This is a genomic window from Acidovorax sp. sif0632 (assembly GCF_019218805.1).
Classification (GTDB): Bacteria; Pseudomonadota; Gammaproteobacteria; order Burkholderiales; family Burkholderiaceae_C; genus Acidovorax; species Acidovorax facilis.
Map to the genome: position 1 here is coordinate 88,049 of NZ_JAHUWW010000005.1, position 21,514 is coordinate 109,562.

Sequence of the window (21,514 nt, forward strand, 5' to 3'; positions counted from 1 at the left end):
TGATTCAGGCACCTCACGGCGCCCACAAACACCAACGCCCCGCACCACGCACAGTGGTGTCGGGGCGCTGCTTGGATCTAGGAGTCTGCGCTTATTTGTCCAGCTCGGCGGCCAGCATGTCCCAGCTGGGGTACGAGCTTTCATCGAGAGTGATCGCACCCTTGCCTGCGGCAAACTTGAAAGCGGTGGTGCCGGTGCGGGCAAATTCCAGGGTCTTGAGTTGGCACACCGCGGCCTTGGAAGGGGCATCGTTGCAGTAGCGCGGGGCGTTGTCCACGATGGTGCCGGCCGCGTAGCGCACCTGGCGCAGGTGGTCCACGGTCTGAAAGCTGTCCTGTTTCACATCCATCTTCACATCGCAGCCGCACGATTGCTTGAGGGTGCTGGCGGCGGTTTTCAGCGCGGGGGCCACCTCGGCAACAAAAAAGTCGCGCTCGGCCTTGCCGGCATGGGCCAGCGATGCGACAGCCAGGCTGAGGGTTGCGACGAGCAACAGGGGGGTCTTGTTTTTCATGGTTCTCCAACGGGTTGGCTTTGGGTGTGCAGGCCCCTGCCCCTCCCGGACAGACGGGCCGCGCCAGAGGTGGTGGCGCCAGCGCGGAATTTTGCGGGGGGCCAGGTGCAGCGCTTGTAACAACGCGGTAACAGCGCATGCTTTTTGGGCAACAGGTCATGCACGCACGCGGCCCGACAGGCCGAAGGCCCTCTCAGGTGCGGCCCTGCGCCAGAAGCCGGAGCCGTGCGTGCGCCGCCCCGTTCACGTCCGGCGGCAGCTGGTGCTTGGCCTGCAGGTAGTGGTGGGTGAACACGTCCAGGTACGCCTCCAGCGCCTGTGCGGCCTGCAGCTCGCCCGCCAGCTCCAGGCACAGCGCGCCCACCTCGGAGGTGCAGAAATGGTCCGTGCGCGTGGAGCGGCGCAGGTGGTAGCGTGAGAGCTGCTCGGGCTGCAGGCTCAGCACGGGCAGGCGGTCCAGGTACGGGCTCTTGCGGAACATCTTGCGCGCCTCGGGCCAGGTGGCATCGAGCAGGATGAACAGCGGGCGCTTGCCCGTCGGCTCGGTGCTGCCCACCTGGGTGACCACGCGCCCGGGCTCCACAAACTCACCCGGAAACACCACATACGGCTGCCACTGGGGGGCTGCCAGCAGCGCCAGCAGGTCGGGGTGCACCTCGGTGCGCGCCCAGCCATACGCGTAGGTGTCGGCCACCACATCGGCAATCAGCCAGCCGGTGTTACTGGGCTTGAGCGGCTCGATGTCGGCCATCAGCAGGCACATGCCCGCGCGCGTGGGCAGCACGGGGCGCAGTGCGCAGATGCAGTGGCTGGGCACCAGGCGGCAGCCCGCGCAGCGCTCGCCCTTGGGGCCGCCCCGGGCCAGGAAGGGCTTGGCGCTGCGGGCCAGGCGCTCGGTGCGCAGGCGCGATACCGCATGGGGCGGGTGCGGCACAGCCTGCGGCTGGGGCGGCGGCACAGGGGTCGCCGTCACTGCCCGCCCGCCTGCTCCAGCGCAAACAGCGGCAGCTCGGCCCGGCGGCTGAGCCACACGCCGCCACCCAGTTCGATGGCGCCTTCGCGCAGGCCGCGCCGGTACAGCTCGGCACGGTGGCGGAACACACGGTTGTCGGTGATCTCTTCGTCGATGATGTCGCGCTCAAAATCCTCGCGCGACACAGCCTCGACATACAGCGCGCCTTTTGTCAGGCGGCCCAGGTTGAGCAGCGCGGCCTTCAAATCCGGCGGGCTCAGGTAGGGCAGCACGCCCTGGCAGATGACCAGGTCATACGGCGCATCGGCGGCATAGTCCACCACCGAGCCCTGCTGCCAGCCAAAGCGCTCGCACAGGTAAGGGCTGAACTCCACGCCCTGGTACATGGCCTCTGGAAAATGCTGCGCCACGATGCCCTTCCACAGCCCGATGCCGCAACCCACATCCAGCACGCGGTTCACCGGCACGCGCAGGTACTTGAGGTAGCTGCACACGAAGGTGCCCAGGCGCTCCATGTGCGCCGGGTCCACCACGCTGGTCTTTTTGTCGAAGTAAAAGCGCTGGTAGTAGGCCTCGTCAAAAGTGGTGGCGCTGGCGGATTTCAATGGCGGGTCCTTGGGTCTTTTGGGGGGATTTGCACCACCCGGCGGGCGGCACAGCGAAGCGGCCAAGTATCCCCCACGCATGCTGGCGTGCCATCGCAGCAGCACGCTGCGGTAGTCTGTCGCCATGGATTCGCTGATCTCCGCCGCCGCCCGCGCGCTGGCCGCAGGCGACGCCCTGGCCGCCCTGCAGCGCGTGGCCCTGCGCGACGACCCCCCGGCCCTGGCCCTGCGCGGCATTGCCATGGCCCAACTGGGCGAGCACCCGCGCGCCCGCGATCTGCTGCGCCGCGCCGCACGCGGCTTTGGCACGCACGAGCCCGTGGCCCGCGCCCGCTGTGTGGTGGCCGAGGCTGAAGTGGCCCTGGCCCAACGCGACCTGGGCGGGCGAGCGCAGGCGCTGATGTCGGCAGGGGCTACGCTGCAGGCCCACGGCGACATCGCCAATGCGCTGCAGGCACGGTTGGTGGCAGCGCGCACGCTGATCCTGCTGGGCAAGCTGGACGAAGCATCGGCTGCACTGGCAGGCGCTCCCACCACCGACGCCACAACGCGACTGCCCCCTTCCCTTGTCGCGGTGGCCGAACTTGCCGCCGCAGAGCTGGCCCTGCGGTCACTGCACATCGGCGCAGCGCGCACCGCCCTGCAACGCGCGCAACAGGCTGCCGCCCAATCCGGAGTGCCCGCGCTGCTGACCGAGGTGGCGCAGGCCCATGCGTTGCTCGAACAGCCCGCTGCACGCTGCCTTGCGAACGGCGTCGAGCACACGCTGCGGCTGGACGACGTGGCCGCGCTGCTGGCGTCCCCCACGCTGTGGGTCGTGGACGCCTGTCGCCACGGCGTGCGCGCGGGCGAGGTGTGGCACCCGCTGGCACGCCGCCCTGTGCTGTTTGCGCTGGTGCGCGCGCTGGCTACCGCGTGGCCGGGCGATGTGGACCGCGAAGCCTTGATCGCCAACGTGTTCCGCACCCGCCACCCCGACGAAACCCACCGCGCCCGCCTGCGGGTGGAAATCGGCCGCCTGCGCGCCCTCATCGCGCCGCTGGCCGGGGTGGAGGCCACGCCGCGCGGCTTTTTGCTCCGGCCCCACGGCGGACGCACTGTGGCCGTGCTGGCCCCGCCGGTGGAGGGCGAGCAGGGCGCGCTGGTGGCGCTGCTGGCCGACGGTGCAGCATGGTCCACATCCGCCCTGGCGCTGGCCCTGGGCGACAGCCAGCGCACCGTGCAGCGCGCGCTGGCTGAACTGGAATCCACCGGCCGCGTGCGCGCCATCGGCCAGGCGCGCGCACGCCGCTGGCTGGCCGCGCCCCTGGTGGGATTCACGACGATCTTGTTACTCCCCACCGCGCAGCCGATTGCCTAAAGTGGCTTCACCGCCCAACGCACAGCGCCCTTGCGGTGCACCGGGTACCTACCCTTAGGAGCTACCGAGATGACCACAGCCACCCCTATCGCCACCCACGACACCGCCTGCAGCAGCGACATGGCGGGCACCCCGCCGTCCAGCAAACACCTGCCCATTGCGGCCCGCCAGCCCGCCGAGGTGGTGCGCGAATACGGCCCGTTTGGCGGCGCCAGCACCATCCACGGCGTGACGCACGATGGCCAGTGCGTGTGGGCCGCCACGGGCGAACACCTGGTGGGTTTTGACCCGGCCAGCGGCGCCACCACCCGCACGCTCAACGTGGTGTGCGACGCAGGCACCGCGTTTGACGGCACGCACCTGTACCAGATCGCTGAATCACGCATCGACAAGATCGACCCCGCCACGGGCCGGGTAGTGGCCACCATCCCCGCACCGGGCGGCGGCAACGATTCAGGCCTGACCTGGGCTGAAGGCAGCCTGTGGGTGGGCCAGTACCGTGACCGCAAGATCCACCAGATCGACCCGGCCACAGGTGCGATCCGCCGCACCATCGAATCCAACCGGTTTGTGACCGGTGTGACCTGGGTGGACGGCGAGTTGTGGCACGGCACCTGGGAGGGCGAAGAAAGCACTCTGCGCCACATCGACCCCACGAGCGGCGCCGTGCTGCAGCAGCTCGATATGCCGCAAGGCGTGGGTGTGAGCGGGCTCGAATCGGATGGGGCCGGGCTGTTCTACTGCGGTGGTGGCGGCAGCGGCAAGGTGCGCGCCGTGCGTCGGCCCGGCGCACACACGCCCGCTTGAAGATCAGAAAACCGATGCGCTGAGCCGGTCGGCCCGGCCGTCACGCCGCTGGCTTGGGTGGGCGGTGCAGCGCGCAAATCTTGTTGCCGTCCGGGTCGCGCAGGTACGCCAGGTAGAGCTTGCCGCCAGGGCCTTCGCGGTAGCCCGGTGGGTCTTCGCAGGTGGTGCCACCGTTGGCCACACCGGCTGCGTGGAAAGCATCGGCCTGCTCGGGCGACTGCATGGCAAAGCCGATGGTGCCGCCATTGGCAAAGGTGGCGGGCTCGCCATTGATGGGGGTGCTGATGCAGAAGGTGCCGGTGGGGCCCCGGTAGAAATACCGGTTTTTGTTGGCGACACCCGGGGGCACACCGATGGTGCCGAGCAGCGCGTCGTAGAACTTCCGGGACACCTCCAGATCATTCACACCGACCATCACATGACTGAACATAGCTTCTTGTCTCCGTAGTGCCCCCGGGGGGCAGTGGTTGATAGGCCCGGGGATGTTACCGGCCCTGCACCCACCCGGCGCGCACGCTGGCGACACGGCCACACACGGCAGTCTGGTTTCAGATCAAAATGTCATCTACCGCTCATCCAACAAGCGCTACCAGCTATGAAATCATGAGCAAACCCAGCCCACAACATTCGCCCCGAATCCCCCACATCGCCCCCGTCCCCCTCGACAAGGCCTACCGCCTGCTCAACCACGGCCCCACGGTGCTGGTGTCGGCAGAGCATGCGGGCCGGCACAACGTGATGGCTGCATCGTGGGCCTGTGCGCTGGACTTTGCACCGCCCAAGGTGACGGTGGTGCTCGACAAAGCGACACGCACGCGCGAGCTGGTCGAAGCCAGTGGCGAGTTCGCATTGCAGTTGCCCACCCTGCCCATGGCGGCGATGACCGTAGCCCTTGGCACCGACAGCGCCAAGACCCACCCCCACAAACTGCAGCAGCACGCCGTGGAGCTGTTCCACGCCCCTGGCCATGCCACCCCGCTGGTACAGGGCTGCGCCGCCTGGCTGCTGTGCCGCGTCATCCCCGAGCCCCACAACCAGCAGACCTACGACCTGTTTATCGGCGAAGTAGTGGCCGCCTGGGCGGACGAGCGCGTGTTCCGCCACGGGCACTGGGAGTTCGACACCGCGCCCGATGCGCTGCGCACGCTGCACTACGTGGCGGGTAGGCAGTTTTATGCGACGGGGGCGTCGGTGACGGTGTAGCCCCGGGCCCGTGTCTGTGCCCGGAGGAGCATTCAGGCCTTGACTCCCAGCTTGGCCAGCAAGGACTCTGCGCGGTAGTTCGGTTCCGCCACCCCATCCAGCAGAAACACCGTGGATTGCGCGTGCTGCGCACGCAGTGGAATCAGCTCGGCATAGGCTGGCGATTCGTACCAGGCACGCGCCTGCTCCATGGCCGGGAAGCTGATGATGATGCAGTCCCCATCGAACACGCCTTCCTTGACCTCTGCCCGGGTGCCATGCACGAGGAAGGCCCCGCCATAAGGCGTGAGGGTCGCGTCGATGCGCTGCAGGTAGGTGACGATATCGGGGCCGAACTGCAGATTGCTCAACAGGCCAACGGCATAGGCAGACATATCTGGGGCTCCTTTCTGGTCTCTCAGTGAGTTGGTTGTCTGCGGTTTCGGTGTGTATGCACAGACGCAGTGCGCGTCTTCAATGCCGCTTTACGCTGGCAACCGACCCGCGAGGACCACTGTAGAAAAAGGCGCTCCGCTTGGCGATTACCTCAGAGGTCAAGGTTTGGCGCCGCAATGCTCTTGCATCACTCCCCGTCCAAAAGCCCCACCTGCTTGAGCTCTGCAAACTTGGCCGCCATCGTCGGGTTGCCGCGGGTCAGCTTCTTGATCGTGAGGTCTTCGGCCTTGTCGTTGGCCAGGCGCAGGTTGTTGGCCGACTTGTGCAGCGCCTCCTTCGTCTTCTCCAGGTCCTTGATGGCCTCGTCAATGCGCCGCACGGCCTCCTCAAACCCGTCTGACGCCAGGCGCCAGTTGCGCCCAAATGCCGTCTTGAACTCGTCCAGCTGGGTCTCGAACTTGGTGATGTCCAGGTTCTGCGCCTTCACCAGCGCCAGCTCCGACTTGTACTGCAGCGACTTCATCGCAGCGTTGCGCAGCAGCGTGATGATGGGGATGAAGAACTGCGGCCGCACCACGTACATCTTGGGGTAGCGGTAGAACATGTCCACGATGCCGGTGTTGTACAGCTCGCTCTCAGGCTCCAGCAACGACACCAGCACCGCGTACTCGCAGCCCTTTTCAGTGCGGTCCTTGTCCAGCTCTTTCAAGAAATCTTCATTGCGCTTCTTCGTGGCCGTCTCGTCGCTCTCGTTCTTCATCTCGAACATGATCGAGACGATCTCGTTGCCCGCCTCGTCCGCATCGCGAAAGATGTAGTCGCCCTTGCTGCCGCTGCGCGCGTCGTTGTCCTTCTCAAAGTACGCGCGGGGAAACGCCGTGGCGCGGATGCGGTTGAACTCCGTCTCGCAGTGCTGCTCCAGCGTCTCGCCCACCATCTTGGTGGACAGGCGCGCCTTCATGTCCCGCAGCCGCGCAATCTCGCCGTCGCGGTCGCGCAGCTGCAGGGCGAACTGCTCCTTGATGGCGGTCTCCTCCAGCTGCTTTTTCACCACCACCAGGTTCAGGTCGTTCCTGAGTTCATCGCGCTCCCGCGCCACCACCGTGACTGCCTCGGTCACCGCCAGCCTGCGCACCACCTCGCCTGCTTCCAGCTGCGATTTCAGCTGCTGAATCTCCGCGTCTTTTTGGGCAGCCACACCTTGCAGCTCCTGCGCCAGCCGCGCTTGTGCCAACTGGTCCGCTGCCTGCTGCGCCTGCCGCGCACGCTCCAGCTCATTGGCCAGCGCATCGCGCTGCTTTTCTACCGCGCTCAGGGCGTGCGCCACCGCCAGGTCGCGCTCCACCGCGCCTGCATCCAACTGCGCCTTCAGGGCTTGGATCTGTGCATCCTTGGCGGCTGCCGCCTTCTGCAGCTCATTGGCCACCTGGGCTTGCGCCAGCGCCACCGCATTGCGCTTGTCCTGCTCGGCAAGCTCCAGCCGCTCGTGCAACTGCGCATGGAAATCTGCGTCGCGCACCTGCTTGAGGATGTCGGCGTAGCCGGTCTCGTCCACCTTGAAGGCCTTGTTGCAGTGGGGGCAGATGATGTCGTGCATGGCGGTCACCGTGTGTCGTGTTGCGTTGGTGGGGGAGCATAGCGGGCAGGAGCATGAGCGGATTCATGCTGCATCAGCCGCAGGTCTGCGGCTGCAGTTCCTGCATCGCGCCCATCTTGCCGATCACCAGGTCCATGAAGGCAGACACCGCCAAAGGCAGGTAGCGCCGGCTGGGGTACACCATGTGCACGCCGTGGCCCTGCCGGTGGTACTGCGGGAGCACGGGCACCAGCAGGCCAGCGCGCAGATCGCGCTGGGTTAGCGTGGAGGGCAGCAGTGCAATGCCCAGGCCCGCCAGCGCGGCCTTGCGCAAGGCCTGCGCCGTGTTGCCACTGAAACGGCCCGCCACCTGCACCTCGGCCTGCGCTCCATCCGGTCCCGTCACGCGCCAGGTGGCCTTGCCGCTGGGGTGGCTGAACACCAGGCAGTCGTGGTCTGCCAGGTCTTGCAGCGTGTCCGGCACGCCCTGGCGGGCCACGTAGGCCGGGCTGGCCACCAGGCCGTCGTTGCCCGCATCCAGCACCTTGCGCGCAAAGAGGCTTGAGTCCTCCAGGATGCCGCCCCGAAGGGCCACATCAATCCGGTCTGCAATCAGGTCGGCGCGCCCATCGCTCAGTACAAAGTCCACCCGCACCTTGGGGTGGGCTGCCAGAAACTCGGTCAGCCACTCCATCGCAAAGAAATCAAAAAAATCGGCCGGTGCCGCCACCCGCACCAGGCCACTGGGCTCCTGGTTAACCGCCAGCAACTCCTCGCCCGCATCCATCAGCCCCTCTACCGCGCCGCTGCAGCGCTCCAGAAACACCTGGCCCGCGCTGGTAAGCGTGAGATGGCGGGTAGAGCGCTGCATCAGCCGGGTGCCCAGCTGCGCTTCCAGCTGCTGCACCCGGCGGCTCAGGGTGTTGGGCGGCACGCCCAGGCGGCGCGCGGCCTCGGCAAAGCTGCCACAGCGCACCACCTGCACAAAGATGGCCACGTCGTTCAGATCCAGCATGGTCGTGCTCATTCATTCAATTAATGGACGAGTTCAATCATATTGCACCATCTAGTCAATCAATCGATGAATTTTTAAGCTACAGGCATCAGTTCAACACCTCCAAGGTTCTCTTGATGTCTGCACCCGCCACAGCCCCCCGCGCCATCGCCCACCGCACCCGTGGCACCGCGCACGGCCCCATCACCCGTCTCATGAGCCCCGGGGACCTGGGCCAGGTGCTCAAGCCCTTCATCTTTTTGGACCTGGTGCACTTTCAGCCCGGTGCAGCCCAACAGGGCTTTGGCATGCACCCCCACTCGGGCATCGCGACCGTCACGTTCTTGTCGGAAGGCGATGTGCGCTACGAAGACAGCACCGGCCAAGCCGGCCTGCTGCCTGCGGGCGGCGTCGAATGGATGCGTGCTGGCAACGGCGTGTGGCACACCGGCGCCCCCGTGGGCGACACGCTGGGCCGGGGCTTTCAGCTGTGGGTGGCCCTGCCCGCCGCGCTGGAAAACGCCCCCGCCCAGAGCCAGTACCTCGCCCCTGAGCTGGTGCCCCAGGTCGGCCCGGTGCGGGTGCTGCTGGGCGAGTACGGCGCAGCGCACAGCCCGGTGGCGGCGCCCGAGGGCATGACCTATCTGGCCGTGCAGTTGGCCCAGGGCGAGCGCTGGACCTACACCCCGCCCCCCGGCCACACCGTGGCATGGGCAGCAGTGGCCACCGGCGCGCTGACGGCAGGCGAAGCCATTGACGCTGGCGAGCTGGTGGCGTTTGAGCCCAGCAGCCAGAGCATCGACTTTGTGGCCACCCAGGCCACCAGCTTTGTGCTGGGCTCTGCCGTGCCGCACCCGCACGACCTTGTCATGGGCCGCTACTCGGTGCACACCAGCCCGGCCGCACTGGCACAGGGCGCCACAGAAATCCGGCGCATTGCCACGCAACTGCGCCAGGCCGGGCGGCTCGGTTAGTCGTCAAGCCCTTCCATCACGCTTTCTCACCTCACCCCTTCCACCTCACTTCAACCCACTTCATTTCAACAAGGAAAACATCATGAACATCGGCATCATCGGTTCTGGCGCTCTCGGCTCCAACGTGGCCCGCGCATTGGCCAACAAGGGCCTGTCGGCCACCATCTCCACCCGGCGCGGTCCGGAATCATTGGCCGCTCTGGTGGCCGAACTGGGCCCCACCATCAAGGCGGGCACTGTGGCAGAAGCTGCCGCCGCAGACATCGTGCTCATCGCCGTCCGCTGGGAAGACCTGGGCCAGGCCCTGGGCCCCCTGCCTGCGTGGAACGGCCGCATCGTCATCGACGGCACCAACCCCGTGGCGTTTCTGGACCCCAACTCGCCCGACGCCCAAGACACCACCAACCCGCTGGCGGCCTACGGCATCAAGGCCATCGACCTGGGCGGGCGCTCGTCCAGCGAAGTGTTCAGCGAATTCGTGCCCGGCGCCCGCGTGGTCAAGGCGTTCAACCACCTGGATGTGAACGTGCTGGCCCAGCCCCAAGTGTCTGGCGGCCAGCGCGCCATGTTCTATGCGGGCGACGATGCCGCCGCCAAGGCCGAAGTGCGCAAGGTGCTGGACGCCATCGGCTACTTCCCGGTAGACCTGGGCACGCTGGCGGTGGGCGGGCGCTTGTCGGAGCTGCCGTTTGGCGCGTTGTCGAGCACGCAGTTCATCAAGATCTGAGAGGGGTGCCTGCCCAGGCACTTTCAGGGCCCCAGGTGCACCTTGTTTAGCCCAATGCACCTGGGGGCTAGTCATTTATTGCAAGCGCTGGTCACCGCTGAATTGGTATCCATGGAGGAGGTGCCCGGGGCAGACTCCGTCAGCACCGTGGGTGTGGCGCTGTGAGACTCGGGTTTTGGATCGCTGGATGACAACACGCTGGAGATGGCGCTGACCGCGATGGACACTGAATACCAGCGGGAAGATGATCGGGATCATTGGCCATGTGGATGCGTTGACGGAGCGGCGTCATGCGCAGATCAGGGTTAAATTGCACCGCATGCGTACCACCCCTGCTTCTGCACACATCGCCGCCCCGGCATCCCTTATCGATTCCCCCCAAGCCGCTTGGCGCCTGCTGACCACGCTGGGTCTGGTCGTGCTGGGCAACAGCAGCATGTATGTGGTGTCGGTGGTGCTGCCCGCCGTGCAGGCCGAATTCGGCGTGGGCCGCGCGGATGCGTCGCTGCCCTACACGCTGATGATGGTGTGCCTGGGGCTGGGCGGGCTGTGGACGGGGCGGATGGCGGACCGGCATGGGCTGATGCCGGTGCTGTGCGTGGGGGCGGTGGCGGTGTGTGGCGGGTTTGTGTGGGCGGGGCTGTCGGGCAGCATCTGGGTTTTTGGGCTGGCGCATGGGTTGATGGGGCTGGTGGGCAGCTCGGCCACGTTTGCGCCGTTGATGGCCGACACGGCGCTGTGGTGGAACAAGCGGCGGGGCATTGCGGTGGCTATTTGCGCCAGCGGCAACTACATTGCCGGTGCGCTGTGGCCGCCCATCGTGCAGCACGGCATCGAAGCCATTGGCTGGCGCCACACCTATGTGCTGATGGGGCTGGTGTGTGGCGCGGGCATGCTGCTGTTGGCGCTGCGCATGCGGCAGCGGGCGCCGTTGGTGTTGATGGATGGGGCTGCGTCTGCGGTGCCTGCGTCGTCGTCACCTTCGGCAGGGGGTGCTGCACTGGGTGCTGCTGCTTCACCAGCGACTGCGTCCGCATCTTTGGTTCCCTTGGCACTGGACCGCAGCCGCCCGTTTGGCCTGCGCCCGGTGCATGCGCAGCTGCTGCTGTGTGTGGCGGGCGTGGCGTGCTGTGTGGCCATGGCGATGCCGCAGGTGCACATCGTGGCGTATTGCACCGACCTGGGTTTTGGCGCGGCGCGTGGGGCCGAGATGTTGTCGCTGATGCTGGCGTGCGGCATTGTCAGCCGCCTGGTGTCGGGCGTGATCTGCGACCGCATTGGCGGTGTGCGCACGCTGCTGTTGGGCTCGGCGTTGCAGGGGGTGGGGCTGATGCTGTTTCTGCCGTTTGACGGGCTGGTGCCGCTGTATGTGATCTCGGCGATGTTCGGGCTGTTCCAGGGCGGCATCGTGCCCGCGTACGCCATCATCATCCGCGAGTATTTCGCGCCGCAAGAGGCGGGCGCCCGGGTGGGCGCGGTGATCATGGCCACGCTGATCGGCATGGCGCTGGGGGGCTGGATGTCGGGCTGGATTTTTGACGTAACAGGCAGCTACCAGGCGGCGTTCATCAACGGCATGGGGTGGAATCTGCTGAACCTGTCGATCATGGGCTGGCTGTACTGGCGGGTGCGGCGCCAGGGTGCGGTTGGGGGGCGGGTGCAGACCAGTGCGGGGTGAGTGTGGCGGGCGCTAGTGTGGTGTTGCACGCTTGACGGCACATTGAAAACCGATGGATTTTTGGTCAGGGCAAGGCGCAAACCACAGCGATACCCGTAGGTATCGCGCGGATTTGCAACGCAACCCTGGCCGAAAAGACGCGGTTTTAAGTGCCGGATAGCGTGCAACACCGCACTAGGGGCTTGCTAGCCCTGCGCCGCCTTCATTTCGTTGAGAATTTTGATCAAATGGGCCTCTAGCGCTTGGTAGTCAAGCGCTAGAAGCTATTGATTTATGAGCAATTGAGCGCTGCAGCATTCGCTCAACAGGCCCCGGCAGGTGCAACCCGATTTTTTTATCGGCCTGCACCTGCCGGGGCCCCACGGGACCGCAGTAGCAGCTGCGGTCCCTGAGCAGGTCGTCGTTGCCTTCGACCCTGTGTTCGGGCTGCTCAGCAAGGCGCTTCTCACCAGGCTGCATGCCTTCATCCCGAAGGTATGCGCCCGGTGCTAGTAGCAACCCTGTCTGTCGCCTTTGCTGTCAGCCTCTCCTCCCTGTTCCCGCCCTTGTGTGCATTTGTTACTTGACTGTAGGGGGTGAGGGAGCGCGGCACAACCTGCGAAAGTTGGTAGGTACGGCGGGTTGTGCGGGGCGAGAGTACGGCAAAAAGAATCAGCCAACATGGCTCTATCGCCTTGCTGTATTGCATTGGCAGCTTCTGCTTTGATAGCAAACGGAATTTGCACGGCACAAACCCACGTACAGGGTGCCGCGCGATTCTTCGGGGTCTTGGTGCGAATTGGCTACACCGCCGCCTGCAGATAGCGCCCCGCCAGCTCTGTCTGCGCGGCGGCATCCACGCCCAGCACATCCACCAGATACGGCTGTAGGCCGCCGAACTCGGTGTCTACCTTGTGCAGGGCGGCGTCCAGAAATTCTTCTTGCACGCGCCACAGCACGGCCAGCACTTCCTCGGGCGCGTGGCTACCCATGCCTTCGGGGCGGCGGTAGAGGGTGTTGGTGAGCAGGTAGTCGTGCATGACCACGTCGCGCGGTACGCCCAGGGTGAGCAGGATGAGGGCGGCGGCAAAGCCGGTGCGGTCTTTGCCGGCGGTGCAGTGGAAGACGGTGGGGGTGTCGCTGGCCAGCAGCAGCTTGAACAGTTCGGCAAAGCGCGCGGCGTTGTCGTGCACAAAGCCCCGGTAAGTGTCTTGCATCAGGCTCACGGCGTCTTGCGCGGTGAGCTGGCGGCCGGTGCGCTGCAGCTCCAGCGCACGCTGCACCACGGTGGGCTCGATGGCGAGCGGGTGGTAGCTGATGCCGGGCAGCGCGTAGGCATAGGCAGCGCTTTCGGCCTTGCCGCGAAAATCCACCGCGCGGGCCACGCCCAGTTCGGCCAGCAGGGCCTGGTCCTCGGGGGTCAGGGCCGCCAGATGGTCAGAGCGAAAGATGCGCCGCCACTTCACGGGCCGCCCGCCCTGGCCGGTGTAGCCGCCCAGGTCCCGAAAGTTGGTGGCGCCTGCGAGGGGGAGGGATCGGGTGGGGGCTTGCTCTTGCTGCATGGTGCGTGGCACAGGTGTGCGGTGGATAGGGATGCTGAAGCAACAAGGATAGTCGGGCAGTGCGGCAGGCGCATGTCGCACGGGTGGCTGGAGAAATGCATGGGGCGCGACCGTGTGCAGAATCCGGGCATGCAGCGTTTTGTGCCCGTGCCCTCTGATTTGCAGCCCTGGCTGATGGCGGGGGCGGTGGTCGACGCCCCGGCGGAGCTGGCGCAGTCGCGTTTTCCGGCGATGGTGTCGAGCATGCTGGTGGTGCGGCTGGCCGGGCAGGTGTGTTGCCAAGGAGCGCTGGTGCCGCCAGCGGCCTGGATCAGCGCCAGCACCACGGCCACGGTGTACGAACACGGTGGGCCGGTGCGGGCCGTGGGGCTGGTGCTGCAGCCTGAAGCCGCGGCGGCGCTGTTTGCCAGCGCACGCGGTTTGGTGAACACGCTGCGGCCGCTGGCAGAACTGGTGGGCCCTGGATGGACCGAGGTGGAGCACGGCGTGCATGCTGCGCAGGATGATGGCGCGCGGATCGCGGTGCTGTGCCAGTTCGTCCGGCAGCTGGTCGCGCCGCCGTCACCGTGTGAAGCACGACGGCTGCAAGCCCTGGCCCTCTTGCAGGCGGCCCACGACGATGCCCCAGGCGCGGATCAGCACATGGGCCTGAGCCAGCGGCAGTTTGAACGACGCTTTGTGGCGCACTGGGGCATGGCGCCCAAGCAGTTTCAGGTGATTGCGCGGCTGAACAGCACGCTGGGCAACGCCCTCGCCACGCCCGGCGGCACGGTGGTGGACCTGGCGGCCGACCAGGGCTACTACGACCAGTCGCACATGGCGCGCGATGTGCGCAGGCTGGCGGGCCACCCGCTGCAGGCCCTGGTGCAGGGCACGCGCAGCCCGCTGACCGCACACTGGCCCTTGCAGATTGGGGCACAGACCCTACCGAATCAACCTGCCCCACCCTTGGAGCCCACTCGCAAACGCTGAGCCAGGTACAGCGGCATCACAAACGCGAGGCCAATGCCAAAGCAGGCCGCGATGTAAGCCCAGCGCCACGCGCCCAGGCTGCGGTCTGCCGCCACCCAGGCGGAGAACGCCACGGCGGCCAGGTACACGTCGCAGGTGATGCCGGTGGTCAATGCATTGGCAAAGGCATCGCGCCAGAAAACGTCGGGCATCACGCTGCCACCCGCCAAAAAATACACGGTGTTGAAGTACCAAGGGACGGCCAGACCCAGAAGGGCCAGCAGAAGAAAAAATGCGCGCAGGCGGGTGTGGTTTTGCATCGGTGCGTGCGGCCCTCGAAAGAGAAAGAGAGAGGCCTTGGGTAGTGAATCAATGCACCGATTGAATCCGCGCAGCCCCCTGGCGGGCTAGGAAAAAAACGACATGCCTCGCACCGGCGGACGAGCCGCTGCACGCCATCTTCATGAACTTACTGCGCGCGCGGCAGCGATGTCACAGCGCCATCCACCGGCAGCTCCTGCGTGCCCTTGGGGCAGGGCTGGTCGGTGTAGGTCGTGCGGCCGTCCTTCACGCACTTGCGCGGCTGCGGGGCCACGGGCTCAGACGCTCCACTGTTCGCAGAGCGGGCCTGTGCGGCAGGCTGCTGCTTGCCGGGCGGCAAGGTGTCGGGGCCGGGGCGGGTGATCTTCTTCCAGGCCTGCTCGGTCCACGGCCCGGCGTGGGGCAGCCACTGGTCGGCCGTCCACCATGCGGCGGCTGCGGCGGCCAGCAGCAGTGCGGCCAGAATGGACCAGAGGGTGCGTTCGCGGGTGCTGCGCATGGGGTGGGCCTGTGGTGTGGTGGGTGACCACCAAGCTTAAAACATCACGACGCCCACCCGACCACGCGGTATCACGGCTGCTTGCCTTTGGCCGCAGGGCGCCCGTAGCGCGCCGTGAGCGTGGCCTTGCCCAGGCTGTTGGCGTTAATCATGTAGCCGGCCAGCGCGGCGGTGGCGTCGGCAGGCAGGTCCAGGCGCGGCACCTTGAGCGCGTGCACGGTGAAGATGTAGCGGTGCGGCGCATCGCCTTCGGGCGGGCAGGCCCCACCCCAGGCGGCCACGCCGTAGTCGATGCGCACATGGCTGGCGCCTGCGGGCAGCTTGGCGCCGCCGGCAGCACCCGCGTCGGGCCGAAGCTCGGTGGTGCTGGCGGGGATGTTGACCACCGACCAGTGCCACCAGCCCGAGCCGGTGGGGGCATCGGGGTCGTAGGCGGTGACGGCAAAGCTTTGGGTGCCTGCGGGTGCACCGCTCCAGCGCAGGGCGGGTGATTGGTTGTCGCCCGCACAGCCAAAGCCCTTGAACTCGAAGCGCGGGGGCAGTGTGCTGCCTTCGGCAAAGTCGGGGCTGGTGAGCGCGAAGGCCTGGGCGTGGGCGGCAGGGGCCAAGCCGATGGTGGCGAATGCCGCGATGGCGGCGCCAACGCGAAGGGGGCGTGAAAGTGGGTGGGTCATCTGAAAAGCTCCTTGCAGTAGCGGTGTGAGACAAGGGCTTGATGGTGCTGCGCGCCGCGCCTTCGCATTGGCCCGGCGGCGTCAATGGCTGTGCGCTGCGCGTCAGCCGCAGCCATCAGGGCCGCAGCTGCGAAGGCGGAAAGCCGAAACGTTCGCGAAAGGTCGCGCTGAAGCGGCTGTGCGATTCATAGCCGCAGCGGGCCGCAATCTCGGACACCTGCAGCGTGGAGCTTTGCAGCAGCACCAGCGCCGTCTCCAGCCGCACATCGCGCAGGCACTGGCTCACGGTCTCGCCCTCTTGCGCCAGGCGGCGCTGCAGGGTGCTCGCGCTGGTGGCAAAGGCGGCGGCGATGCGCTCCACCGTCCAGTCGGCCTGCGGGCTGGGGCCGACCAGGCGGCGCACGCGTTCAGCCCAGCCCAGCTCACCCGGCGGGGCGAAGACGATGCCCGTCTCGGCCAGCATCAGCAGCACTTCGAGCGCGCGGTGTTCGCGCAGTGCCTGCGAACTGGCATCGCTCTCCAGCGCGGCCACGGCGCGCGTGAAACTGTCTTCAAAGGTGGCGTCGGCCGCCAGGCCTGCGCAGCCCTGCACCGGCGGGACGGCTGCAAACTGGCCGAACTGGCGGTGGAACTGCTCCACCAGCTCGGGCGCAAAACACAGGAGCCGCGCCGCATAGCGGCCCTGGGGCGCCGGGTCGTTCACCACCTCCCACTGCGCGCCACGCGGCAGCACAAACACCCGCCCGCGGGGGTAGCGGTGGCCGCCGCCGGGCGTGACCAGGTGCTTGGTGCCCGAGACCACCCAGCCCACCGAATCCATACGCACGGTGACGGTGTGGATGCGGTGGTGGACCGTGGTGGCAATCTGCAAGGACAGTGCGGGTTCGCCCATCGTTCTTTCCCCTGGGGCTCAAGCGCCATCATCTGCGCGGCGCTGTGCCGGATGATGGCAGGCTTCAGCCGACGGCAGCACAAGCACCGTCAGCGCGTGCGCTCTTTCGTCACGCCGACATCGATGTCGCCAAACACGGTCACGCCGCTGGCACCTTGAGGCTGCTGCTGGCTGGCAGGGTCGCTGGAGCGCGCAGAGCCTGCGGTACTGCTACAACCACCCAGCACACCGACAACCGCCAAAGCCGCCAGCGTGGTGCGCCAGAAGCCTTGTGCGAACCGTGCGGGAGATGCGGCGTGTTCCGTGTGGAGCGGCTGCATCATTCGCCGCCCAGGTGGTTGCCCAGGATGCCCGCAAGCTCGAACATGCCCGCGCTGTCCTTGCCAAACACGGCGCGCAGCTTGTCGTCGGCGACGATGGTGCGCTTGTCCTTGGGGTCTTGCAGGTTGTGGGCCTTGATGTATTCCCACATCTTCTTCACGGCCTCGGGGCGCGCCACGGGTTCGTTGCCGATCACGGCAGCCAGCGCGGCACTGGGGGCCTTGCCAGCGGCGGCCTTGCGCGGTGCCTTGGTGGCAGCGGTCTTGGTGGCCGGGGCCTTCTTGGCAGCGGCAGGTTTGGCGGATTTTTTGGCTGCAGCGCTTGTCTTGCCTGCCTTGGCAGCTATCGCTTTAGCAGCAGCGCCTGGGCGCGGCGGGAACTTGCTCGGCGCAAACTCAAAGTTGACCTTGCCCGCCTCCTTGTCCCACGCCAGGTGGGCCTTGAAGGCGCGGCGCGTGCGCATGCTCACGAACTTGTCGAGCAGGTCGGTCTTGCCGGTGTCCAGCAGCTTGGTCATCTGCTCGCGCTCCACAGGCTGTTGCAGGATGATCTTGCCGCTCTTGAAGGTGCAACTCGGTGTGGGCTGCGCAGCGGTGGGCACGGCCTTGCTGCACACGTAGTTGCTGCCGTGCTCGTGCACTTCCGATCCGCAGATGGGGCAGGCACCCAGCGACGCGTCTTCAAACTCGACGATCTCGCCAGATTCTTCGCCCTTCTTGTCATCGCCAAAGTCGAATTCGAGCTTGTAGTTGTGCGCCTCGTCGTCGTACTTGATGACGATCTCGGACGTGAAGGGCCAGCCCGCCTTGGAGCGGAAGCCTTCCAGCGGGCCGATCTTCTTGTCGCGCAGCAGGGCGTTGGCCTCTGCGGTTTCAAACGTGCGGCCTGCGGGCGACTTGCCAAAGCTGAAGCCGCAGCCTTCCGAGCCGGGCTTGCCCACGCAGGCAAAGCGGCGGTAGTTCTCTTTGACCACGCCGCCGCAGTTGGGGCACGGCGATTCGAGCGTGGCGTAGTCGCCGGGGATGGTGTCGCGGTCGTATTCCTTGGCCTTCTTGACCATGCGCTCGGTCATGGCGGCGATCTCGGCCATGAAGGATTCGCGGCTGAGCAGGCCCTTTTCCATTTGCGAGAGCTTGAACTCCCACTCGCCGGTCAGGTCGGCGCGGCAGAGTTCTTCGACCTCCAGCCCGCGCAGCAGCGTCATCAGTTGAAACGCCTTGGCCGTGGGGATGATCTCGCGGCCTTCGCGCAGCATGTACTTTTCAGTCAGCAGACCTTCAATGATGGCCGCGCGCGTGGCTGGCGTGCCCAGGCCTTTTTCCTGCATGGCTTCGCGAAGTTCGTCGTCGTCGATCTGCTTGCCCGCGCTTTCCATGGCGCCCAGCAGCGTGGCTTCGGAATAACGTGCGGGCGGTTTGGTCTTGAGGCCCTTGGGGTCCACCTGCAGGGTGTTGACCATTTCACCGGGCTTCACGGGCACCAGGTTCTGGCCCTTGTCGCCGTCCTTGCCGCCTTCCACCTCCTCGGCCGCTTCCTTGCCGTAGATGGCCAGCCAGCCCGGCTTGACCAGCACCTTGCCTTCGGTCTTGAAGCTGTGCGGGGCCACGGTGCTGATGCGCGTGGTCACGGTGTATTCAGCGCTGGGGAAGAACACCGCCATGAAGCGGCGCACCACCAGGTCGTACAGCTTTTGCTCGGCTTCGCTCAGGCCGCTCGGTGCCTGCAGCGTGGGGATGATGGCAAAGTGATCGCTCACCTTGCTGTTGTCGAAGATGCGCTTGGACGGGCGCACGTAGTTGTTGTTCAGCGCGGTGAGCGCGTGCGGCGCCAGGTGGCGCATGCCGCTGTCGGCCAGCATCTCGAAGGTCTGCTTGGCCACGGGCAGATAGTCTTCCGGCAGCGCGCGCGAGTCGGTACGTGGGTAGGTCAGGGCCTTGTGGCGCTCGTACAGGCTTTGCGCCAGCGCCAGCGTGGTCTTGGCCGAGAAGCCGAACTTGCCGTTGGCCTCGCGCTGCAGGCTGGTCAGGTCGAACAGCAGGGGCGAGGCTTGCGTGGTGGGCTTGCTCTCTTCGGTGACCGTGGCCTGCTTGCCGCGCACGGCGTTGGCAATCGCCTGGGCTTCGGCGGCAGACCACACGCGGTCGGCGCGGGCCTCCACATCCTCGCCCTTCTTCCACTTGGGGTCGAACCACTTGGCGGGGTATTCACCGGCCTGCGCACCGAAGGTGGCGTGGATTTCCCAATAGTCGCGGCTGATGAACTTGCGGATCTTTTCTTCGCGCTCCACCACCAGCGACAGGGTGGGCGTCTGCACCCGGCCCACCGTGGTCAGGAAGAACCCGCCATCGCGCGAGTTGAACGCCGTCATGGCGCGGGTGCCGTTGATGCCCACCAGCCAGTCGGCCTCAGACCGGCTGCGGGCTGCACTGGCCAGGCCCGCCATCTGCTGCTCGGTGCGCAGTGCGTCAAAGCCGTCGCGGATGGCCTGGGGCGTCATGGATTGCAGCCACAGGCGCTTGACCGGCTTGCCCAGGGGCTTGGCGCCCCCGGCGTATTGCTCGATCAGGCGGAAGATCAGCTCACCCTCGCGGCCCGCGTCACAGGCGTTGATGAGTTGCGTCACGTCCTTGCGCTTGGCTTGCTTGACCACGGCGTTCAGGCGCGTCTTGGTCTTGTCCACGGGCTTCAGGTCGAAGTACGGCGGGATCACGGGCAGGTGGGCAAAGCTCCACTTGCCACGCTTCACGTCAAACTCTTCGGGCGCCTGGATCTCTACGAGGTGGCCCACGGCGCTGGTGACTACATAGCGGTCGTTCTCGAAGTGGTCTTCGTGTTTGTCGAACTTTCCGGCCACGGGGGTCAATGCGCGCACGATGTCTTGCGCGACAGAGGGTTTTTCTGCAATTACCAGGGTCTTGGTCATTTTGGGGCTCTCGCCAGTCATTCTGGTTGCCCGGGTTCCGGGCGCTTCTACAATTCGGGTCTCACGCGCATGCACACGCATACACGCGCACGCACACATGTGTGCACTATCAAGTTAACAGAGTTTTTGCCATGCCCCGCTCCGCATCGCCTGCCGCCCCCACCCTTGCACCGGGCCGCCGCATCCAGACCCGGCGCTCTGGCGTCCATGGCAAGGGCGTGTTTGCCGTGCAGGATATTGCGGAAGGCGAAGTCCTTGTGGAGTACACGGGCGAAGTGATTGGCTGGCAGGAAGCGCAGGACCGGCACCCACACGACCCCCTGCAACCCAACCACACGTTCTACTTTCATGTGGATGAAGACCACGTGATCGACGCAAAGTTCGGCGGCAATTCGTCGCGCTGGATCAACCACAGCTGCAACCCCAACTGCTACGCCGATGAGCGGGACGGCCGCATTTTCATCACCGCGCTGCGCAATATCAAGGCGGGCGAAGAGCTGAACTACGACTACGGCCTGATCATCGAAGAGCGCTACACCAAGAAGCTCAAGGCCGAATACCCCTGCTGGTGCGGCAGCAAGAACTGCCGGGGCACGCTGCTGGCGCCCAAGCGCGGCTGGGCACCACCGGTGCCGTTGCCACCATCCAAACCCTCTCCAACCAAGTCTTCCGCCAAAAAAGCCAAAGCCCCCAAAGCGCCTTCAACCACCAAGCCGCGGGGCCGAAGCCAGTGAGCGCCGCCTCCCCCATCCGCTGGCCCGCCGAGGCCATCTGGGAAGCGGTGTCACCGCTGTTACCGGGCTTTACCGTCGAGGTGCTGCCCACCATCGACTCCACCAACACCGAGCTGATGCGCCGCGCGCGCAACGGCCAGTGCGAGCCCACGCTGCTGGTGGCCGAGCAGCAGACCGCCGGGCGCGGGCGGCTGGGGCGGGTGTGGCAAAGCGATGTGGGGGCTTCCCTCATGATGTCGCTGGGGCTGCCTCTGGCGCCGCAGGATTGGTCGGGTCTCTCGCTCGCTGTGGGGGTGAGCGTGGCTGAAAGCCTGCAGCCCGTGCTGCCCGCTCTGGGCGCCGACCAGCCCGCGCGTGTGGGGCTCAAGTGGCCCAACGACCTCTGGCTGGGCGGCGCGGCGGGTGACCGCAAGCTTGGCGGCATCCTGGTGGAGACCGCGAGTTTTGTGGCGCCCCAAGCAGCCTCTGCTGCAACAGCCAGTGCCAGCACCGCACGGTATGTGGTGGTGGGCATCGGCATCAACGTGCTGCCGCGCAGCGCCGAGGGCATGAGCATGCCGCCCGGCAGCTTGCAGGACGTAGAGCCCGGCTTGGACGCCCCCACCGCGCTGCTGCGCATCGTGCCGCCACTGGTGGCCATGCTGCGCTCGTTTGAAGGCTACGGGTTTGGCCCCATGCAGCCCCGCTTTGCAGCCCGCGATGTGCTGCAGGGCCGGGCCGTGACGCTGAGCGACGGCCACACCGGCACGGCGCACGGCGTGGGGGACGATGGCGCGCTGCTGGTGCACACTGCGGGCGGCATGCAAGCCATCACGAGTTCCGAAATCAGCGTGCGGCCCACTGCGGTGCCTCCGGTGTGAAGAAGCTCCCTT

At 66.5% G+C, this 21,514-nt stretch carries 23 protein-coding genes; 9 read left to right on the forward strand and 14 right to left on the reverse strand.

Annotated features, from left to right (window positions below):
- Positions 1-91: 91 nt before the first annotated feature.
- The 3 genes from KW832_RS16575 to KW832_RS16585 form a co-directional block, all read right to left on the reverse strand.
- Positions 92-514, reverse strand: coding sequence for a hypothetical protein (locus tag KW832_RS16575; protein WP_218300885.1), 423 nt, complete (start codon positions 512-514; stop codon positions 92-94).
- A gap of 193 nt (positions 515-707) precedes the next feature.
- Positions 708-1,487: a tRNA-uridine aminocarboxypropyltransferase gene (locus KW832_RS16580; protein ID WP_370628735.1), complete on the reverse strand. Its 780-nt coding sequence runs from the start codon at positions 1,485-1,487 to the stop codon at positions 708-710.
- Complete coding sequence (locus KW832_RS16585; protein ID WP_218300884.1) at positions 1,484-2,092, reverse strand: class I SAM-dependent methyltransferase; 609 nt, start codon at positions 2,090-2,092, stop codon at positions 1,484-1,486. The genes KW832_RS16580 and KW832_RS16585 overlap by 4 nt, the downstream gene beginning before the upstream one ends.
- A gap of 124 nt (positions 2,093-2,216) precedes the next feature.
- On the opposite strand from KW832_RS16585, the gene KW832_RS16590 reads away from it, so the two are divergent.
- Both KW832_RS16590 and KW832_RS16595 read left to right on the forward strand, forming a co-directional pair.
- Positions 2,217-3,452 (forward strand): helix-turn-helix domain-containing protein, encoded by a 1,236-nt coding sequence (locus tag KW832_RS16590; protein WP_218300883.1) that lies wholly within the window; start codon positions 2,217-2,219, stop codon positions 3,450-3,452.
- Between the two features lie 120 nt (positions 3,453-3,572).
- Entirely contained in the window at positions 3,573-4,259 is a 687-nt protein-coding gene (locus KW832_RS16595; RefSeq protein ID WP_218300970.1) for a glutaminyl-peptide cyclotransferase, read from the forward strand.
- Positions 4,260-4,299: 40 nt separating this feature from the next.
- Here KW832_RS16595 and KW832_RS16600 read toward each other — a convergent pair whose 3' ends face one another.
- The gene (locus tag KW832_RS16600) at positions 4,300-4,689 is read right to left on the reverse strand and encodes a VOC family protein (RefSeq protein WP_055401124.1); all 390 of its coding nucleotides are present in this window, start codon (positions 4,687-4,689) and stop codon (positions 4,300-4,302) included.
- Between the two features lie 173 nt (positions 4,690-4,862).
- Here KW832_RS16600 and KW832_RS16605 point away from each other — a divergent pair, with 173 nt between their 5' ends.
- Complete coding sequence (locus KW832_RS16605; protein ID WP_218300882.1) at positions 4,863-5,462, forward strand: flavin reductase family protein; 600 nt, start codon at positions 4,863-4,865, stop codon at positions 5,460-5,462.
- 32 nt (positions 5,463-5,494) lie between these two features.
- Here the strand turns inward: KW832_RS16605 and KW832_RS16610 are convergent, their stop codons facing one another.
- The 3 genes from KW832_RS16610 to KW832_RS16620 form a co-directional block, all read right to left on the reverse strand.
- Positions 5,495-5,836, reverse strand: coding sequence for a DUF1330 domain-containing protein (locus KW832_RS16610; RefSeq protein ID WP_055400741.1), 342 nt, complete (start codon positions 5,834-5,836; stop codon positions 5,495-5,497).
- Positions 5,837-6,024: 188 nt separating this feature from the next.
- A complete protein-coding gene (locus tag KW832_RS16615; RefSeq protein WP_218300881.1) occupies positions 6,025-7,434 on the reverse strand; it encodes a DUF2130 domain-containing protein in 1,410 nt (469 codons plus the stop codon).
- A gap of 73 nt (positions 7,435-7,507) precedes the next feature.
- Positions 7,508-8,428 (reverse strand): LysR family transcriptional regulator, encoded by a 921-nt coding sequence (locus tag KW832_RS16620; protein WP_218300969.1) that lies wholly within the window; start codon positions 8,426-8,428, stop codon positions 7,508-7,510.
- Between the two features lie 116 nt (positions 8,429-8,544).
- On the opposite strand from KW832_RS16620, the gene KW832_RS16625 reads away from it, so the two are divergent.
- The 3 genes from KW832_RS16625 to KW832_RS16635 all read left to right on the forward strand — a co-directional run bounded on the left by KW832_RS16625 (position 8,545) and on the right by KW832_RS16635 (position 11,786).
- Complete coding sequence (locus KW832_RS16625; protein ID WP_218300880.1) at positions 8,545-9,381, forward strand: pirin family protein; 837 nt, start codon at positions 8,545-8,547, stop codon at positions 9,379-9,381.
- An 82-nt stretch (positions 9,382-9,463) separates the two neighbouring features.
- On the forward strand, positions 9,464-10,108 hold the full coding sequence (locus tag KW832_RS16630) for an NADPH-dependent F420 reductase (RefSeq protein WP_218300879.1): 645 nt from the start codon (positions 9,464-9,466) through the stop codon (positions 10,106-10,108).
- Between the two features lie 319 nt (positions 10,109-10,427).
- A complete protein-coding gene (locus tag KW832_RS16635; protein ID WP_218300878.1) occupies positions 10,428-11,786 on the forward strand; it encodes an MFS transporter in 1,359 nt (452 codons plus the stop codon).
- Positions 11,787-12,568: 782 nt separating this feature from the next.
- Here KW832_RS16635 and KW832_RS16640 read toward each other — a convergent pair.
- Entirely contained in the window at positions 12,569-13,327 is a 759-nt protein-coding gene (locus KW832_RS16640) for a tyrosine-protein phosphatase (protein ID WP_218300877.1), read from the reverse strand.
- Positions 13,328-13,426: 99 nt separating this feature from the next.
- On the opposite strand from KW832_RS16640, the gene KW832_RS16645 reads away from it, so the two are divergent.
- Positions 13,427-14,299, forward strand: a complete 873-nt coding sequence (locus tag KW832_RS16645) for a helix-turn-helix domain-containing protein (RefSeq protein ID WP_255577797.1) — start codon at positions 13,427-13,429, stop codon at positions 14,297-14,299.
- On the opposite strand, the gene KW832_RS16650 is transcribed toward KW832_RS16645, so the two are convergent.
- The 6 genes from KW832_RS16650 to KW832_RS16675 form a co-directional block, all read right to left on the reverse strand.
- Positions 14,260-14,598 (reverse strand): DUF2834 domain-containing protein, encoded by a 339-nt coding sequence (locus tag KW832_RS16650; RefSeq protein ID WP_121421558.1) that lies wholly within the window; start codon positions 14,596-14,598, stop codon positions 14,260-14,262. The genes KW832_RS16645 and KW832_RS16650 overlap by 40 nt on opposite strands.
- Positions 14,599-14,747: 149 nt before the next feature.
- On the reverse strand, positions 14,748-15,098 hold the full coding sequence (locus KW832_RS16655; protein WP_055401712.1) for a DUF4124 domain-containing protein: 351 nt from the start codon (positions 15,096-15,098) through the stop codon (positions 14,748-14,750).
- Positions 15,099-15,169: 71 nt separating this feature from the next.
- Positions 15,170-15,772: a YbhB/YbcL family Raf kinase inhibitor-like protein gene (locus tag KW832_RS16660; protein ID WP_255577798.1), complete on the reverse strand. Its 603-nt coding sequence runs from the start codon at positions 15,770-15,772 to the stop codon at positions 15,170-15,172.
- Positions 15,773-15,887: 115 nt separating this feature from the next.
- On the reverse strand, positions 15,888-16,664 hold the full coding sequence (locus KW832_RS16665) for a helix-turn-helix transcriptional regulator (RefSeq protein WP_218300875.1): 777 nt from the start codon (positions 16,662-16,664) through the stop codon (positions 15,888-15,890).
- An 89-nt stretch (positions 16,665-16,753) separates the two neighbouring features.
- Complete coding sequence (locus KW832_RS16670) at positions 16,754-16,987, reverse strand: hypothetical protein (RefSeq protein ID WP_218300874.1); 234 nt, start codon at positions 16,985-16,987, stop codon at positions 16,754-16,756.
- The gene (locus KW832_RS16675; protein WP_218300873.1) at positions 16,984-19,908 is read right to left on the reverse strand and encodes a DNA topoisomerase III; all 2,925 of its coding nucleotides are present in this window, start codon (positions 19,906-19,908) and stop codon (positions 16,984-16,986) included. Before KW832_RS16675 ends, KW832_RS16670 begins: the two co-directional genes overlap by 4 nt.
- Before the next feature lie 131 nt (positions 19,909-20,039).
- Between KW832_RS16675 and KW832_RS16680 the strand changes: the two genes are divergently transcribed.
- Entirely contained in the window at positions 20,040-20,642 is a 603-nt protein-coding gene (locus KW832_RS16680; RefSeq protein WP_121508207.1) for an SET domain-containing protein, read from the forward strand.
- Positions 20,639-21,502: a biotin--[acetyl-CoA-carboxylase] ligase gene (locus tag KW832_RS16685; RefSeq protein ID WP_121508206.1), complete on the forward strand. Its 864-nt coding sequence runs from the start codon at positions 20,639-20,641 to the stop codon at positions 21,500-21,502. Before KW832_RS16680 ends, KW832_RS16685 begins: the two co-directional genes overlap by 4 nt.
- Positions 21,503-21,514: the final 12 nt, after the last annotated feature.